At 66.2% G+C, this 15,173-nt stretch carries 12 protein-coding genes; 7 read left to right on the forward strand and 5 right to left on the reverse strand.

Features of this window, described 5'->3' with window-relative positions; genetic code table 11:
- Positions 1-31 precede the first annotated feature (31 nt).
- Together C5B85_RS03160 and C5B85_RS03165 are read right to left on the reverse strand one after the other, a co-directional pair.
- Positions 32-1,084, reverse strand: a complete 1,053-nt coding sequence (locus C5B85_RS03160) for an alanine racemase (protein WP_104284578.1) — start codon at positions 1,082-1,084, stop codon at positions 32-34.
- Complete coding sequence (locus tag C5B85_RS03165) at positions 1,081-1,761, reverse strand: alanine racemase C-terminal domain-containing protein (RefSeq protein ID WP_146077826.1); 681 nt, start codon at positions 1,759-1,761, stop codon at positions 1,081-1,083. Before C5B85_RS03165 ends, C5B85_RS03160 begins: the two co-directional genes overlap by 4 nt.
- Positions 1,762-1,981: 220 nt before the next feature.
- On the opposite strand from C5B85_RS03165, the gene C5B85_RS03170 reads away from it, so the two are divergent.
- Positions 1,982-4,081: a type IIA DNA topoisomerase subunit B gene (locus C5B85_RS03170; RefSeq protein WP_258070555.1), complete on the forward strand. Its 2,100-nt coding sequence runs from the start codon at positions 1,982-1,984 to the stop codon at positions 4,079-4,081.
- Positions 4,082-4,160: 79 nt separating this feature from the next.
- Here the strand turns inward: C5B85_RS03170 and C5B85_RS03175 are convergent, their stop codons facing one another.
- Positions 4,161-6,707: a DNA topoisomerase (ATP-hydrolyzing) subunit A gene (locus C5B85_RS03175; protein WP_104284580.1), complete on the reverse strand. Its 2,547-nt coding sequence runs from the start codon at positions 6,705-6,707 to the stop codon at positions 4,161-4,163.
- Positions 6,708-6,778: 71 nt separating this feature from the next.
- Here C5B85_RS03175 and C5B85_RS03180 point away from each other — a divergent pair, with 71 nt between their 5' ends.
- A complete protein-coding gene (locus C5B85_RS03180) occupies positions 6,779-7,927 on the forward strand; it encodes an alkaline phosphatase family protein (protein WP_181064247.1) in 1,149 nt (382 codons plus the stop codon).
- 76 nt (positions 7,928-8,003) lie between these two features.
- Here C5B85_RS03180 and sepH read toward each other — a convergent pair whose 3' ends face one another.
- The gene (sepH, locus tag C5B85_RS03185) at positions 8,004-9,107 is read right to left on the reverse strand and encodes a septation protein SepH (RefSeq protein WP_104284582.1); all 1,104 of its coding nucleotides are present in this window, start codon (positions 9,105-9,107) and stop codon (positions 8,004-8,006) included.
- A 213-nt stretch (positions 9,108-9,320) separates the two neighbouring features.
- Here sepH and C5B85_RS03190 point away from each other — a divergent pair, with 213 nt between their 5' ends.
- Positions 9,321-9,617 (forward strand): DUF4193 domain-containing protein, encoded by a 297-nt coding sequence (locus C5B85_RS03190; RefSeq protein WP_068483549.1) that lies wholly within the window; start codon positions 9,321-9,323, stop codon positions 9,615-9,617.
- A 79-nt stretch (positions 9,618-9,696) separates the two neighbouring features.
- Here C5B85_RS03190 and C5B85_RS03195 read toward each other — a convergent pair whose 3' ends face one another.
- Positions 9,697-10,161: a DUF3093 domain-containing protein gene (locus C5B85_RS03195; protein ID WP_104284583.1), complete on the reverse strand. Its 465-nt coding sequence runs from the start codon at positions 10,159-10,161 to the stop codon at positions 9,697-9,699.
- Between the two features lie 75 nt (positions 10,162-10,236).
- Here C5B85_RS03195 and dut point away from each other — a divergent pair, with 75 nt between their 5' ends.
- From dut to acnA, 4 genes are all read left to right on the forward strand, one after another.
- A complete protein-coding gene (gene dut, locus C5B85_RS03200) occupies positions 10,237-10,698 on the forward strand; it encodes a dUTP diphosphatase (RefSeq protein ID WP_181064248.1) in 462 nt (153 codons plus the stop codon).
- Entirely contained in the window at positions 10,685-11,434 is a 750-nt protein-coding gene (locus tag C5B85_RS03205; protein WP_104284584.1) for a DUF3710 domain-containing protein, read from the forward strand. The genes dut and C5B85_RS03205 overlap by 14 nt, the downstream gene beginning before the upstream one ends.
- Entirely contained in the window at positions 11,431-12,180 is a 750-nt protein-coding gene (locus tag C5B85_RS03210; RefSeq protein ID WP_104284585.1) for a DUF3159 domain-containing protein, read from the forward strand. The genes C5B85_RS03205 and C5B85_RS03210 overlap by 4 nt, the downstream gene beginning before the upstream one ends.
- 119 nt (positions 12,181-12,299) lie before the next feature.
- Positions 12,300-15,116, forward strand: coding sequence for an aconitate hydratase AcnA (gene acnA / locus C5B85_RS03215; RefSeq protein WP_104284586.1), 2,817 nt, complete (start codon positions 12,300-12,302; stop codon positions 15,114-15,116).
- Positions 15,117-15,173: the final 57 nt, after the last annotated feature.

The following is a 15,173-nucleotide window of genomic DNA, read 5'->3' on the forward strand; positions in this document are numbered from 1 at the left end:
GCCCCCAGAGCTGAGGCTCGAGCGGGTTCGGTCAGGCCGCGGCGAAGTCGCGGAGTACGCGCTTGGTGAGCCCGGTCACGATCTCGTCGCCGACCGTCTCGCCCCAGACGGCCCACTGCTCTGCCGTCGCCTCGCCGTGGGTGCCATCGCCGAACACGATGCACTCGCTGCCGGCGGCAACCTGGCCGGCACCCGAGGGAAGTGCAACGACGGTCTCGTCGACGCCAACCTCGACGACCGGTGCCACGTGGCCGTCGACGAGAACAAACGCACCTCCGTCCGGGTCGGACTGGATGCCGTCGCCGAAGCCGACCGCGATGCTGGCCAGCCCGTGGCGCGCATCCAGCACCGGAGCTCGGAGCTGCATCGCCGGTCGCAGTCCGAGGTCGGCAGCGCTGCGGTCGCCGAACGGCGAGATGCCGTAGGCAGCTATGCCAACGCGCACGAGGTCAAAGTGGGCCTCCGGGAGGTCGATGACGGCTGCGCTCGCCCCGAGATGCAGCAGCTCGAATTGCGCGCCGAGCGACCTGGCCTCTTCTACGGCCGAGCGGAACAGCGCGGTCGATTCGAGGTCGGCACTGTGCGAGGTATCGGACAGGTGGCTCCAGGCCGCTACAACTTCGACCTTGCCAAGGGCCTGCAAGCGCAGTGCCTCGGTCACGAACTCGGTCCAGCGTGGCTGGTCAGCGCCACCGCGATGCAACCCCGTGTCGATCTTCAGGTGCACGCGCGGGACAACCCCAGCACCGCTCGCGGCGATCGCCTCGAGCTGCCAGAATGTCTGCACGCCGAGATCGATGCGTGCCTCAGCTGCCGCTGCGAAGTCGGTGTCCCGGCCGTGCATCCAAGCGAAGAGAGGGACGTCGACGCCCGAGCTGCGAAGCTCGAGTCCAGCGGTCGACTCCAGGACGCCGAAGGAAGTCACACCAGCGTCAAGTGCTGTGCGCACAACCTCGTGGAGGCCGTGGCCGTAGGCGTTGGACTTCACGGCGAGCATGAACTGCGACTGTGGGGCGAGGGCTTCGAGTGTCTGGATGTTGTGGCGGATAGCCCCGAGATCGACGTGCGCGGTGGCCCGGTTCATGTGTAGCTCCGTTCGAATCGCGGACTCATCCGGCTTGCGATCGCCGCGGCCCTCAGACCCGTCGCGTGCTGCCAGTCGAGGATGCTCGGCTCGCCGAGAGCCGGATCGCCGAACAGGATCGCCAGATCACCCGGGGCGACCTCGGCGCCAAGCAGGTCTACCGAGAACTGGTCCATGGAGATCGCCCCGACGATGGTTCGAGTCTGGCCACCGAGGAGAACGGGTGCCGTGTTGGATGCCCGCCGGACGACGCCGTGCGCGTAGCCGACGCCGACAAGCGCCAGCTGGGTCTGCCTCGTCGTGACATAGCTGTAGCCATAGGAGACACCTTCGCCAGGCCCGATGTCCTTGACGGCGAGCACCTCAGCGCTCACCCGCATCGCCGGGCGGTATGCGCGGTCGGTGAGCCCGAAGAGGGAGCCTCCAGTGATCTTGTCCGAGTTGACCGAGTCGGCGTCCAGCAGCTTTGTGCGCAGGTGCGAGAGGGAGCCTCGGTCGAGCTCGGGGGACACGATGAAGCCCTCGTAGCCTTCACCGTCGAGCGCCTCGGCCACGCGGAGCGCGCCATGGCCGTATGCGTCGGCTCGGAGGTCGGCGTAGCTGGCGGTCTCGGATCCCAAGAGTCTGGTGGAGTTCTCGCGGATCGCGCGAAGGTCGATGTGGATGCGTCTGCGCACCGGCTCGGGAGTCTGCACGTTGTGCCCTCTCTTGTCGTCGCTGGGCTTGGTCAGGCTAGCACCGGCGCTTCAAGGCCCGGCTGAGGCGCGCGTGGGGCCACCGTGGTGTGGGAGGCCCCCGAATGCGCGCATCCGGTCTACGCTCGAAGGTGGCCTGCCGCTGTCTGCGGCTGTGCTGAGATCGAACGCAAGGCAACCCAGAAGAAGGACGTGGACCTCGGTGGCGAATTCCGGAGACGCATACTCAGCCAGACACCTCTCGGTGCTCGACGGGCTCGATGCGGTTCGGAAGAGGCCCGGCATGTACATCGGGTCAACGGATTCCCGCGGGCTCATGCACTGCCTCTGGGAGATCATCGACAACTCGGTTGACGAGGCGCTCGCCGGCCACGGCTCGCGCATCCGGGTTCAGTTGCACAGCGATGGATCCGTCAGCGTTGACGATGACGGGCGAGGAGTCCCCGTCGACATCGAGCCCAAGACTGGCCTGAGCGGCGTCGAGGTGGTCTTCACGAAGCTGCATGCCGGCGGAAAGTTCGGCGCGAGCAACTACGGCTCCGCCGGTGGACTGCACGGCGTGGGCGCCTCCGTCGTCAACGCGCTCTCCGCCCGTCTCGACGTCGAGGTTGACCGCGGCGGCAAGACCTACGCCATGAGCTTCCGCCGAGGCGAGCCCGGCATCTTCGAGGACGGGTCAGGCGGACCGAGCCCGACGTCGAACTTCGTTCCGTTCATCAAGACGAGCGAGCTCCGTGTCGTTGGCAAGGCGAAGCGCGGCGTCACCGGGACGCGCGTGCGCTACTGGGCTGACCCGCAGGTCTTCATCAAGGAGGCGAGCTTCCAGACCAACGACCTCGCCGAGCGGGCGAGGCAGACGGCGTTCCTCGTGCCTGGGCTCGAGATGGTGATCGAGGACGCCAGGGACGAGTCGTCGCAGCCGACGACACAGCAGTTCCGCTTCGACGGCGGCATCACCGAGTTCGCCGACTTCCTGGCTCCAGATGCGCCCACTACCGACACCTGGCGGATCGAGGGGAGCGGGGAGTTCACCGAGACCATCCCAGTGCTGGATGACGAGGGCCTCCAGCTCGTCACGAAAGAGGTCGCGCGCACGATGCACGTCGATCTCGCTCTCCGCTGGGGTACCGGTTATGAGACGAACGTCAAGAGCTTCGTCAACATCATCTCGACACCGAAGGGCGGCTCTCACCTCGCCGGTTTCGAACAGGGGATGCTCCGGTTCTTCCGAGCAGAGGTCGAGAAGAACGCCAGGCGGCTCAAGGTGGGCAACGACAAGCTCGACAAGGACGATGTCCTCGCCGGGCTCACCGCGGTCGTGACCGTCCGCATCCCAGAGCCGCAATTCGAGGGACAGACGAAGGAAGTGCTCGGCACGCCCGCTGCGCGCGCGATCGTCCAGAAGGCCGTCACCGCCGGACTGACGGAGAAGTTCGCCTCGACGAAGCGTCAGGACAAGGCGGAATCCAATCTCCTCCTCGACAAGGTCGTGCAGGAGATGAAGTCGCGGCTCTCCGCCCGCGCCCACAAGGAGACCCAGCGCCGCAAGAACGCGCTCGAGAGCTCTTCGCTACCCACGAAGCTCGTCGACTGCCGCTCGAACGACGTCGCGCAGAGCGAGCTCTTCATCGTCGAGGGAGACTCCGCGCTCGGAACGGCGAAGCCTGCCCGCAACTCGGAGTTCCAGGCGCTCCTCCCGATCCGCGGCAAGATCCTCAACGTGCAGAAGGCGTCCATCTCGGACATGCTCTCCAACTCGGAGTGCGCATCGATCATCCAAGTCGTCGGGGCGGGCTCCGGTCGCAGCTTCGACATCGGCCAGGCACGCTACGGCAAGGTGATCCTGATGAGCGACGCTGATGTCGACGGCGCGCACATCCGCACTCTGCTCCTCACCCTGTTCTTCCGCTACATGCGTCCCATGCTCGACGCGGGGCGCGTCTACGCGGCGGTGCCGCCTCTGCACCGGGTGGTCATCATGCATGCCGGCCGCAAGCCGAACGAAACCGTGTACACCTATTCCGAGAAGGAGTTGCACACGTTGCTGTCGAAGCTCGACAAGCAGGGCAAGCGCTACCAGGACCCCATCCAGCGGTATAAGGGCCTCGGCGAGATGGACGAGGACCAGCTCTGGAACACGACGATGGACCCGAGCGCGCGTCTGCTCCGGCGGGTCACCAACGCTGACGCGCACAACGCTGAGCGCGTCTTCGACCTGCTGATGGGCAGCGACGTGGCGCCTCGCAAGGAGTTCATCATCGAGGGATCAGAGCAGATCGCGCGGGCAGACATCGACGTCTAGCCCCGCTCGACTCGCAGCAGAACGAAGAGGGCAGGCTCCCAAGGAAGCCTGCCCTCTTCGTTCTGACGGGACTGATCGATCAGTCGGCGACGGATGCGGCCGTCGAGTCGCCGGAGCCCGGCGCGGCACCCTCAGCCCCGACACCGGGCAACGGCGTCGGATCGCCGATTCCGCGGCCGATGAAGTCCACGACCTGCTCAAGCGGGGTTCCGGACGCGTCACGCTTCGCGCCACCGGTGGGCAGCGCGCGCACGGCGCCGTCACGGGCGTTTCCGAACGGGGCACCGGGCCCGACCCAGGCCGTGCTGAGGCGACGCTCTCCGCGAAGGAGACGCTGGGCCCTGACCCCACCCGTCGCGCGGCCCTTCGCGGGGAACTCGCTGAGGCTCGACACCTTGGCCGTCCCCGAGTCCGTTCCCTCCAGCGCGTCCTCGTTGCGGGCGACGCTCGCGACCTCGGCGATCTCGATGTTCGCCGCTGCCACGACGGCGAACGTCAGCACGGCTGCCCCGTCCGACAGCTTCATGCCGGCCATTCCCGCGGCTGAGCGGCCCTGCGGCCGCACAAGGTTGCCAGAGAAGCGAAGCAGCTGGGCGTCGTCCGTGACGAAGACGAGCTCATCTTCGTCCGAGGCGAGCGCGGCGCCAACAACCTCGTCGCCGGCCTTGAGCGTCATGATCTCGAGCTCGCGGTTCTTCCCGAAGTCGATGCCCGTCACGCGCTTCACGACGCCGAGCTTGGTGCCGAGCGCGATCGGGGTCTCCTGATCGATGGGTACCAGGGCGACAACCTGCTCCTTGGGATTCGTCAGGCCGACGAAGTCGTGCGCCTTTACTCCGGCCGAGAGCAGCACAGAGCCCTGGGGGCTCGAGGGGAGCGCCACGACGGGGACCCGGAGCAGCCGACCGAGGTTGGTGACGGCCCCGAGCTCGCCCTGCACGGTCGTGGTCACGTGCGATCTCACGGCGTCGTGCTTGCTGCGCCTGGATGGCTGCTGCAGGCGCGCATCCGCCTCCAGGGTGTCGATTCGGAGCAGGCGGCCCGTCGTCGAGAGCAGCACCTGCGTCGGGGAGTCGGCGAGCTGCAGCTGCGTCGTCTCGATCGCCTTGCCGCGCTTCGGGGGAGTCCCCTGACCCTCCGTGAGGAGGGTGCGTCTGGGAGTGGCGAAGCGGTCGCTCGTCTCCCGGAGCTCGGCACCGACGCGGGCTCGCAGCAGCTGCTCGTCGCCGAGCAGTCGCTCGAGCTCGGCGATCTCCTGCTTGAGCTGGTCGCGCTCCGACTCGAGCTCGATCCGCGAGAACTTCGTGAGGCGCCGCAGACGGAGCTCGAGGATGTACTCGGACTGCAGCTCCGACAGGTCGAACACGATGCGCAGACGCTCGCCGGCGGCCGACGCGTCATCGCTCGAGCGGATGATCTGGATGACCTCGTCGATGTCGAGGATCGCGACAAGGAGTCCCTCGACGAGGTGAAGACGCTCGAGCCTCCGCGCGAGACGGAAGGCGCTCCGCCTGCGCACCACCAGGATCCGGTGGTCGAGGTACACGCGGAGCAACTCGATGAGTCCGAGGGTCTGCGGTCCGCCGTTGACCAGCGCCACATTGTTGATGTGGAACATGTCCTCGAGCGGCGTGTGTCTGTAGAGCTGCTCGAGTACCGCTTCCGGATCGAACCCGGTCTTGATCTCGATGACAAGGCGCAGGCCATGCTTGCGATCGGTGAGATCGGCGACGTCGCTGATACCGGCGAGCTTCTTCGCCTGCACGCCGTCCTTGATCTTCTCGATGACCTTTTCGGGGCCAACCATATAGGGCAGCTCGGTGACGACGATGCCGGACTTGCGTGCGGTCACCCGCTCGACGCTCGCCGTGGCACGGGTGCGGAACGAGCCGCGCCCACCAGCGTATGCATCTCTGATGCCGTCGAGCCCAGTGATTCGCGCTCCGGACGGCAGGTCGGGCCCAGGGATGAACTGCATGATCTCTTCGAGGGTCGCACCCGGGTTCTCGAGGAGGTGCAGGGCACCGGCGATCACCTCGCCGAGGTTGTGCGGCGCCATGTTCGTGGCCATGCCGACGGCGATCCCGCTCGCTCCGTTGACGAGCAGGTGCGGCCAGGCCGCTGGAAGCACTTCCGGCTGGGTCGTCGAGTTGTCGTAGTTGGGCACGAAGTCGACGACGTCCTCGTCGAGCTCGGCCGTGAGCGCCAGGGCGGCGGCGTCGAGTCTGGCCTCCGTGTAGCGAGGGGCCGCGGGGCCGTCGTCAAGCGACCCGAAGTTGCCGTGGCCGTCGATCGTGGGCACACGCTGCACGAACCCCTGCGCCATGCGGACAAGCGCGTCGTAGATCGCGGTGTCGCCGTGCGGGTGGAGGCGCCCCATCACCTCTCCGACGACACGCGCCGACTTCACGTGCCCTCGGTCAGGTCGAAGCCCCATCTCCGCCATCTGGTAGAGGATGCGGCGCTGCACCGGCTTCAGGCCGTCGCGTGCGTCGGGAAGGGCCCTCGCGTAGATGACCGAGTAGGCGTACTCGAGGAATGAAGACTGCATCTCGGTCGAGACGTCGATGTCCTCGATGCGCTGTTCGCTCATCGAGGAGGAGTCGTCGTTGCGTGTTGTGCTCATGTCACCTGTCGGAAGGCCGTGTTCGAGTTGAAAGTCCAGCGCGTAGGCGCCCCTGTGGGAGACTGGGACGGATGTCGTCCATGCTATTCAGCGCGGCGAGCGGTCGCCCGACGCTCTCCGACGTGTTGCCGAATTCGCTCACCTCTCTGCGGGGTGAAACCGGTGCGCTTGGCCTCCCTGAGGCACGATCCGTCGTCGTCATGCTCGTCGACGGGCTCGGAGCGTCGATGCTGCGCTCCAGAACCGGTCACGCCAGGCACCTCACCGCTGACTGGCGCAAGAAGGACACCGCCTTCTCGTTCCCGTCGACGACGGTCGCTGGCATCACGTCGCTCACCACCGCCACGCGGGCGGGCGAACACGGGCTCATGGGCTATTCGCTCTTTGACCGCGACGCCGGGATCATCCGCAACCAGCTTTCGGGCTGGGGGGATGGCATGGACCCGGCGACCTGGCAGCTCCAGCGCACGGTCTTCGAGGAACTGCGAGACGGGGGGTCCGAGGTGCAGAGCATCGTCGTCGGCATGCCCCAGTACCGTGACTCTGGCCTCACTCACGCTTCGCTCCGCGGGGCGATCTACCTCGAGGGCGCGACCATGCGGGAGCGAGTCGACGTGACGCTGGCCGCCCTCGACGAGTATCCGCGTGCACTCATCTACCTCTACAACGCGGAGCTCGACCAGGCGGGTCACGCTCACGGCTGGGAATCGGACGCCTGGCTGGCTCGCCTCGAGGAACTCGACGCGGCCTTCGACTCACTCAACCGAGGCGTGGATGCGGGGACTGGCATTCTCGTGACGGCAGACCACGGCATGATCGACATCCCTCGGCATCGGCAGATCGACGTCGACGATGACGACCCGCTGTTCGACGGGGTCGTCGCGATGGCGGGGGAGCCGCGGCTTCGGCATCTGTACCTCGAGGCGGACGCGGGGGACCAGGCCGCGGAGGAGCTGCGGGACCGGTGGCTGGAGTCGCAGGGAGCCCGCGCGAGCGTCCTCACGCGCGCTGAAGCCGTCTCGAATGGCTGGTACGGGCCGAACGTCGCGCTCGCCGCGGCAGAGCGCATCGGCGATGTCATCGTGGCCGCGACGAAGGGCGTCACGTACTACGCCTCGTCCATGCAGTCCGGAGCTCGACTTGTTGTCGGCCAGCATGGTTCGATCACGCCGGAGGAGACCATCGTCCCGCTCATTCGCGCGGGCGCGTTCACGCACTGAGGCACGCGGGACGCTCCCCGACGTCGCCGGGTGTCGTTCGTCGACGCTATTCGACGCTATTCGACGCTATTCGTCGCTATTCGTCGCTACGAGTGCCGAAGACGATCTCGTCCCAGCTCGGCATCGCGGCGCGACCAGATCGCTTCGGCGAGTTCTTCGACTGGGAAGGCTCGTCGGCTTCGCGCTTCGGCTCGTCGAGTCCGTCGAGGGGCACGTCAACTGCTCGGACTCCGCCTGTCCCCAAGTCGCTCGGCTCGATCGTCTCGGTCTCGAAGCGATCCTCGTCGCGGGTGCGCGGCGTGAAGAGCTTGACGGGTGAGGGCTCGACCTCTGATGCTCTGGACTCGTCTTCAGCATCCGCCGAAGCGTCTTCGCTCCCCTCACCGTCGCCGTCCTCCTCGAAGGACTGCGGAACTCGCTCGCCGCGGCGCCGGCGCAGCGCCTCAAGCAGGTCGGCGGTTTCGTGATGCTGCTGCTCGGTCGCACGTTCCAAGCGCGACGCCGCCGCGCCGATCCAGGAGACGGGCTCCTTCGTGGCCGGCTCGACATGAGTCGCCGCCTGCACGTCCCGCTTGGGTGCCTCGACGACCGCTCGGAGGCGCGGACTGCCGAGTGGCGTCGGTTCTCCCTGCTGCGAGAGCATCGTCGCCGTCGGGTTTAACGGCGTGAGCGCCTGGGTCTTGGGCTCGAAACCCCAGAGGGCTTCACGAGAGATCTCGTCCACCGCGAACGACAGGCCAACGCGCCAGCCCTCTTCCTCGTCCTTCCAAGCGTCCCAGATGACGGCCGTGGCGGCGGAGGCGTCGAGACGGTCGTCGATGACCTCTCCGAAGCTCGTGCCGTCTTGTCCGAGCGGGTCGGTGTCGGTCTTCAGCCGAACGGTGACGGCACGGGCCTGGCGGACCACATAGTCGCGCTCGGCGCGCACCGGTCCCTCGAAGCGCACGACGTCCTCGCGCGCGGCACCGGTGAGTTCGATGACTTCGTCGATCGTCTTGCCGGCGCGGATGAGTTGCTGGATGGCGCGCGGTGGCACCTTCGGTGCTTCCACGCGCGTGGAGATGCGCGGCCGCAGGGCATCGCGGAGCGCTTCGTCGATCGTGACTCGGAAGCGCTGGCCGTCATCTCCGGACACGACGAGGGCACCTTCATCCAGGTCGATGAATCTGAGCTCTTGCATGCTCGTACTCCTTGGCGTTGCCGATTCCTGGGGCACAGCATCACACGCAGTGGGGGTGGAATCGGGGAGCCCTGGGGCGCGCCGCCCAAGTCTGATCGCCTTTTGATCTCGCTCCGCGCGAACACTGCTCACTTCGGTTTGAGTTTCACCCCTGAGTCGTGCACAATTGCCGCGCCTGGGGGAGTTCCCCTCGTTGAAGAGATTTGGATAGGTATGGCGACCGACTACGACGCACCTCGCAAGACCGACGATGACGCAGAGTCCATCGAGGCGCTGAAGGAGCGAGTGCCGGATCGTCTCTCCGGCAGTGTTGACGCCGAGGATGCCGACAACCCCGGCAGCTTCGACCTCTCAGCAGCAGACCTCGCAGACGTTGAGCTTGAGACCGTGGTGATCCCGCCGCAGGCCGACGAGTTCACCTGCGTCGAGTGCTTCCTCGTCAAGCACCGCTCGCAGCTCGAGAAGACGTCGGCCCTCGGCCCCGTCTGCCACGACTGCGCGACGGCCTGACCGACAGCATCACCCAAGAGCGAAGCCGCATCCGGTTGGATGCGGCTTCGCTCTTTTGCTGTGCGCGGTGTCGATCCGCTTAGCCAGCCTTGCGCTGGTTGACCGCGCGCGCCTCCGTGATGGCTGCTGCCAGCTCGGTCGGTCTCCGAGTCGAGACGAGCCAGTACGGCACCGGGTCGGCGTCGTCCGTGATCTCGATCGTGAGCGACGTGGGGATCCAGCCGCGGATGCACAGCCAGGCGCGCAAATCGAGCTGCGGCCCAGCCGCCTGGCGGGCACGCTCACGGGTCGTGTGCGGCAGGCACTGCCCGGTGAAGCTCAGCGGCACGTGCGCGCCAGCGACCCGCACCTGCGTCGCGGTGACCTCGATTATGGGGGAGTAGGCCAGGACTAGAGTCAGGAATGCCGCGTAGAGCGTCACCGCGATCGCGGCGCCGATCCAGGAGTTGATGGGCGTGAAGACGAGGATGACGGCGGGGACCATGAGGAACCCGACGACGTAGACCCAGGCGGCTGGCCACAGGCGCTCGTGGAAAACTGGCATGCCGATATTGCATCACGCTTTGGTGGGGTCCGCTGTCAGATCACGATCCGGTCACGCCTCAGCTAGGCTCGTACGGTGAGCTTTGTCATAGATGTGCCCGTCTCGGGCGTCCTCCCCACGTACGCGCAGCCCGGTGACGCTGGGGCCGACCTGGTCGCCACCGAGTCCGTCACTCTGGCCCCCGGTCAGCGCGCCATCGTCGGCACCGGTGTCCGCCTCGAACTTCCGCACGGCACCGTCGGCTTCGTCATGCCGCGCTCCGGACTCGCCGCCAAGCACGGGATCACGCTCGTGAATGCGCCCGGCACGATCGACTCTGGCTATCGCGGCGAGATCAAGGTGATCTTGCTCAACACCGACTCCACTGAGACCTACGACATCGCGACTGGCGATCGGATCGGCCAGCTCGTCGTCATGCAGCTGGCTCCCGTGCGCTTCATCCAGACCGAGCAGCTCTCCGCTTCTCAGCGCGGTGAGGGCGGATTCGGCTCCACCGGCTATTCATCTGACCAGGAGGTCCACGATGGGACTGTTTGATTTCCTCAAAAAAGAAGAAGAGAAGCCGGAGAAGGCAGTCAAGCTCTCGGTCGACGATGAGCAGACTGACGGCGAGGACTTCGAAGACGACCTCGACGATGTGGACGTAGAGGATGCGAAGTCAGCTCCGGAAGACCGAGAGTCACGAGGGCCCTTCGACATCAGTGAGGCGAGCCCCGCGAAGCGCTACGTGGATCTCGGTGCGCTGCGCATCCCCGCGCGCGAGGGCCTTGGTCTTCGCCTCGAGGTCGAGGAGAAGACCAAGCGCCTTGTCGCCGTCGCGCTCGACTACAAGGAGTCCACGATGCAGATCCAGGCGTTCGCGGCTCCGCGATCGACCGGCCTGTGGCACTCGATCATGGCGCAGCTTGCCGAGCAGGTCCGCAAGCAGGGCGGGACCGCAGAGGAGGTCGACGGCATCCTCGGCCCTGTGCTCGACACGAAGATTCCCGTGGTCGTCAAGGGCACGGCTTCCGCCCAGACCAGGTCGGCGCGATTCTTCGGCGTGGACGGCCCGCGGTGGTTCCTCCGTGGAGTCCTGACGGGGAAGGCGCTTCGTGACGAGGCGACACGCGTCGAGCTCGTCGAGCTCTTCAGGAGCGTCGTCGTCGTTCGCGGTGACGCGCCGCTCCCGCCGCGTGAGCTGCTGACGCTGGTCGTCCCGAAGGCGATGGCCGACCCCACGTCGAAGACGGCTACGGAAGATGCCGCGTCCGGGGAGGCCGAGAAGGCATGACCCTCCCCGCCGGCGAGCAGCCAGAACCGGGTAGGAGCGCTGCCGATGCTCCCAACATGCGGAAGCTGGAGGACGTCGCGAAGTCCTCCTCACTTGGGCGCCTCACCGAGGGTGGCATCAGCGGTGCCTCGCTGCTCGCGGCGATGGGCGGCGTGCGAGGACTCGTCGAGACACTGCTCCCTGGCATCGTGTTCCTCGTCTTGTTCACACTTGGCATGGAGCTCTGGGTCGCCGTTCTTGCGCCTGCGGTACTCGGCCTGATCTTCATCCTGGTCCGTGCGCTCCAGAAGGAGCCGGTCGTTCCCGCCATCTCAGGGCTCGTTGCGCTTCTCATCTCCGGAGTCCTCGCAATGACGACCGGCAGGGGTGAGAACTTCTACCTCGTCGGGTTCTACACGAATGCCGCGTACGGGGCGGCGCTTCTCATATCCGTCCTCGTGCGCTGGCCGGTCATCGGTCTCGTGACGGGGCTCATCACGGGTCAGGGTTCGAGCTGGCGTAAGGACCGAGCGATGCTTCGCTGGATGTCGGTCATCACGCTCGTCTGGGTCGGGTTCTTCGCGCTGCGCCTCGTCGTGCAGCTCCCGCTCTACTTTGCAGGGAACGTCGAGGCCCTCGGCCTCGCACGCCTCCTCATGGGGACGCCGATGTATGCCGTTGTCCTGGTCGTCACGGTGCTGTTCGTACGCGCGCTCTTGAGTGCGTCGCGGTCGGGCGAGCAGAGTGAAGCAGGTAAAGTATCTTGATGTCAAGATAAAAGCGTCTCGATCAACTTTGGATCACCTTCGAGGCAAGCCACGGCGAGACGCGAGATGATTGCTGGGCGCGGGCCGCGCACCCAGAGTTGCAAAGAAGGAGCCGAGACGTGACCGCAGTCAACAGCTTCGGAGCCAAAGACACGCTCAGTGTCGACGGCACCGAGTACGAGATCTTCCGCATCGACAAGGTTGAGGGCTTCGAGAAGCTTCCCTTCAGCCTCAAGGTTCTCCTCGAGAACCTCCTCCGCACCGAAGACGGTGCAAACGTGACCTCCGAGCAGATCCAGAAGCTCGGCTCTTGGGTGCCCACGGCAGACCCAGACACCGAGATCCAGTTCTCCCCGGCACGCGTTGTCCTCCAGGACTTCACGGGCGTTCCCTGCATCGTCGACCTCGCCACGATGCGCGAGGCCGTTACTCAGCTCGGTGGCGACCCGGAGAAGGTCAACCCACTCGCTCCCGCAGAACTGGTCATCGACCACTCCGTCATCGCCGACCTCTTCGGTCAGGCTGACGCGCTCGAGCGCAACGTCGAGATCGAATACCAGCGCAACGGCGAGCGCTACCAGTTCCTCCGCTGGGGCCAGACGGCTTTCGAGGACTTCAAGGTCGTTCCCCCGGGAACCGGCATCGTCCACCAGGTCAACATCGAGTACCTGGCCCGAGTGACGTTCGTCCGCGAGGTGGCCGGCGTCCTGCAGGCCTACCCGGACACGCTCGTCGGAACCGACTCCCACACCACGATGGTCAACGGACTCGGCGTGCTCGGCTGGGGCGTCGGCGGCATCGAGGCAGAGGCGGCTATGCTCGGCCAGCCCGTCTCGATGCTCATCCCCAAGGTCGTCGGCTTCAAGCTCAAGGGCCAGATCCCGATGGGCGTCACCGCTACCGACGTGGTCCTGACCATCACGGATCTTCTGCGCAAGCACGGAGTCGTCGGCAAGTTCGTCGAGTTCTACGGCGAAGGCGTTGGCGCAGTCCCACTCGCCAACCGCGCCACGATCGGCAACATGAGCCCCGAGTTCGGCTCGACGGCAGCCATGTTCCCGATCGACGAAGAGACGCTCAGCTACCTGCGCCTCACCGGCCGCAGCGAGGAGCAGGTCAAGCTCGTCGAGGCCTACGCCAAGGAGCAGCACCTCTGGCACGACCCGAGCAAGGAGCTCTCCTACTCGGAGTACCTCGAGCTCGACCTCTCAACGGTCGTCCCATCGATCGCCGGGCCCCGTCGTCCCCAGGACCGCATCGAGCTCTCGAAGGCCAAGGGCCAGTTCGGCGCGGACCTGACCGACTACACGGCAGAGGACTTCGGTCTCGTCGACGTCGCAGGCGAGGACAGCTTCCCGGCATCCGATCCCGCGAAGCTCACCCCGGGCTCGGATGACTCCGACGTTCGCGAGAAGCAGACTGCTCCGACCTTCTCCCACGACCGCAAGCCGGTCCAGGTGCAGGGCGCCGACGGTCAGAGCTACACGATCGATCACGGCTCCGTCGCGATCGCAGCCATCACGAGCTGCACGAACACCTCCAACCCCTCCGTCATGCTTGCGGCCGGCCTCCTCGCCAAGAAGGCGAGCGAACGAGGCCTCAAGGCGAAGCCCTGGGTCAAGACCACGCTCGCGCCCGGCTCGAAGGTCGTCACGAACTACTACGAGAAGGCCGGACTCACCGACTCGCTCGAGGCTCTTGGCTTCTACACCGTCGGCTACGGCTGCACGACCTGCATCGGCAACTCGGGCCCGCTGAACGAGGAGATCTCGGAAGCCATCAACGACAACGACCTCGCCGTCACGGCTGTCCTCTCGGGCAACCGCAACTTCGAGGGCCGCATCAACCCTGACGTGAAGATGAACTACCTCGCGTCCCCGCCGCTTGTCATCGCCTACGCATTGGCTGGCACGATGGACTTCGACTTCGAGACGCAGCCACTCGGTCAGGACTCAGACGGGAAGGACGTCTTCCTCAGCGAGATCTGGCCCACCGCCGACGAGGTGCAGTCGACGATCGACACGTCGATCGACACTGACATGTTCACGCGCGAGTACGGCGCCGTCTTCGATGGTGACGAGCGCTGGCGTTCGCTGCCGACACCGACGGGTGCCACGTTCGAGTGGGATGATAAGTCGACGTACGTACGCAAGCCCCCGTACTTCGACGGCATGGTGATGGAGCTCACGCCCGTCACCGACATCAAGAGCGCCCGCGTGCTCGCGAAGCTCGGCGACTCGGTTACGACCGACCACATCAGCCCTGCGGGTTCGATCAAGGCCGACAGCCCGGCCGGTCGCTACCTCACCGAGCACGGCGTGAACCGCAAGGACTTCAACTCGTACGGTTCGCGTCGCGGCAACCACGAGATCATGATCCGTGGAACCTTCGCGAACATCCGCCTGAAGAACCAGCTCCTCGACGGCGTCGAGGGTGGCTACACCCGCGACTTCACGCAGGCGGACGGACCTCAGTCGTTCATCTACGACGCCGCCCAGAACTACGCAGAGGCGGGCACTCCGCTGGTTGTCCTCGGCGGCAAGGAGTACGGCTCCGGCTCTTCGCGCGACTGGGCGGCCAAGGGCACCAGCCTCCTCGGCGTTCGTGCCGTCATCGTCGAGAGCTTCGAGCGCATCCACCGCTCAAACCTCATCGGCATGGGCGTCGTTCCGCTTCAGTTCCCTGCTGGCGAGACCTGGGCGTCGCTCGGGCTCGACGGCACGGAGTCGATCTCCATTCAGGGCATCGAGCAGCTGAACGAAGGCTTCACCCCGAAGACGGTCCACGTGATCGCCGAGCCCACGTCCGACTCGCCCGAGGGCAAGCAGACGATCGAGTTCGACGCGGTTGTCCGCATCGACACACCCGGCGAGGCTGACTACTACCGAAACGGTGGAATCCTGCAGTACGTGCTGCGCCAGCTCGCTACGGCGTAGCGAGCAGCGCCATAGCGCCGAAGGGCGGAGCCGAAAGGCTTCGCCCTTCGGCGTTCC

It is taken from the genome of Pseudoclavibacter sp. AY1F1 (assembly GCF_002931075.1).
GTDB lineage: Bacteria > Actinomycetota > Actinomycetes > Actinomycetales > Microbacteriaceae > Pseudoclavibacter.

Excerpts from the sequence above, each read along its gene's own strand:
- C5B85_RS03195 (WP_104284583.1), bottom strand. The coding sequence starts at position 10,161 with ATGCCAGTTTTCCACGAGCGCCTGTGGCCAGCCGCCTGGGTCTACGTC.
- C5B85_RS03190 (WP_068483549.1), top strand. The coding sequence starts at position 9,321 with ATGGCGACCGACTACGACGCACCTCGCAAGACCGACGATGACGCAGAG.
- C5B85_RS03160 (WP_104284578.1), bottom strand. The coding sequence starts at position 1,084 with ATGAACCGGGCCACCGCGCACGTCGATCTCGGGGCTATCCGCCACAAC.
- C5B85_RS03180 (WP_181064247.1), top strand. The coding sequence starts at position 6,779 with ATGTCGTCCATGCTATTCAGCGCGGCGAGCGGTCGCCCGACGCTCTCC.
- sepH (WP_104284582.1), bottom strand. The coding sequence starts at position 9,107 with ATGCAAGAGCTCAGATTCATCGACCTGGATGAAGGTGCCCTCGTCGTG.
- C5B85_RS03175 (WP_104284580.1), bottom strand. The coding sequence starts at position 6,707 with ATGAGCACAACACGCAACGACGACTCCTCCTCGATGAGCGAACAGCGC.
- C5B85_RS03205 (WP_104284584.1), top strand. The coding sequence starts at position 10,685 with ATGGGACTGTTTGATTTCCTCAAAAAAGAAGAAGAGAAGCCGGAGAAG.
- C5B85_RS03210 (WP_104284585.1), top strand. The coding sequence starts at position 11,431 with ATGACCCTCCCCGCCGGCGAGCAGCCAGAACCGGGTAGGAGCGCTGCC.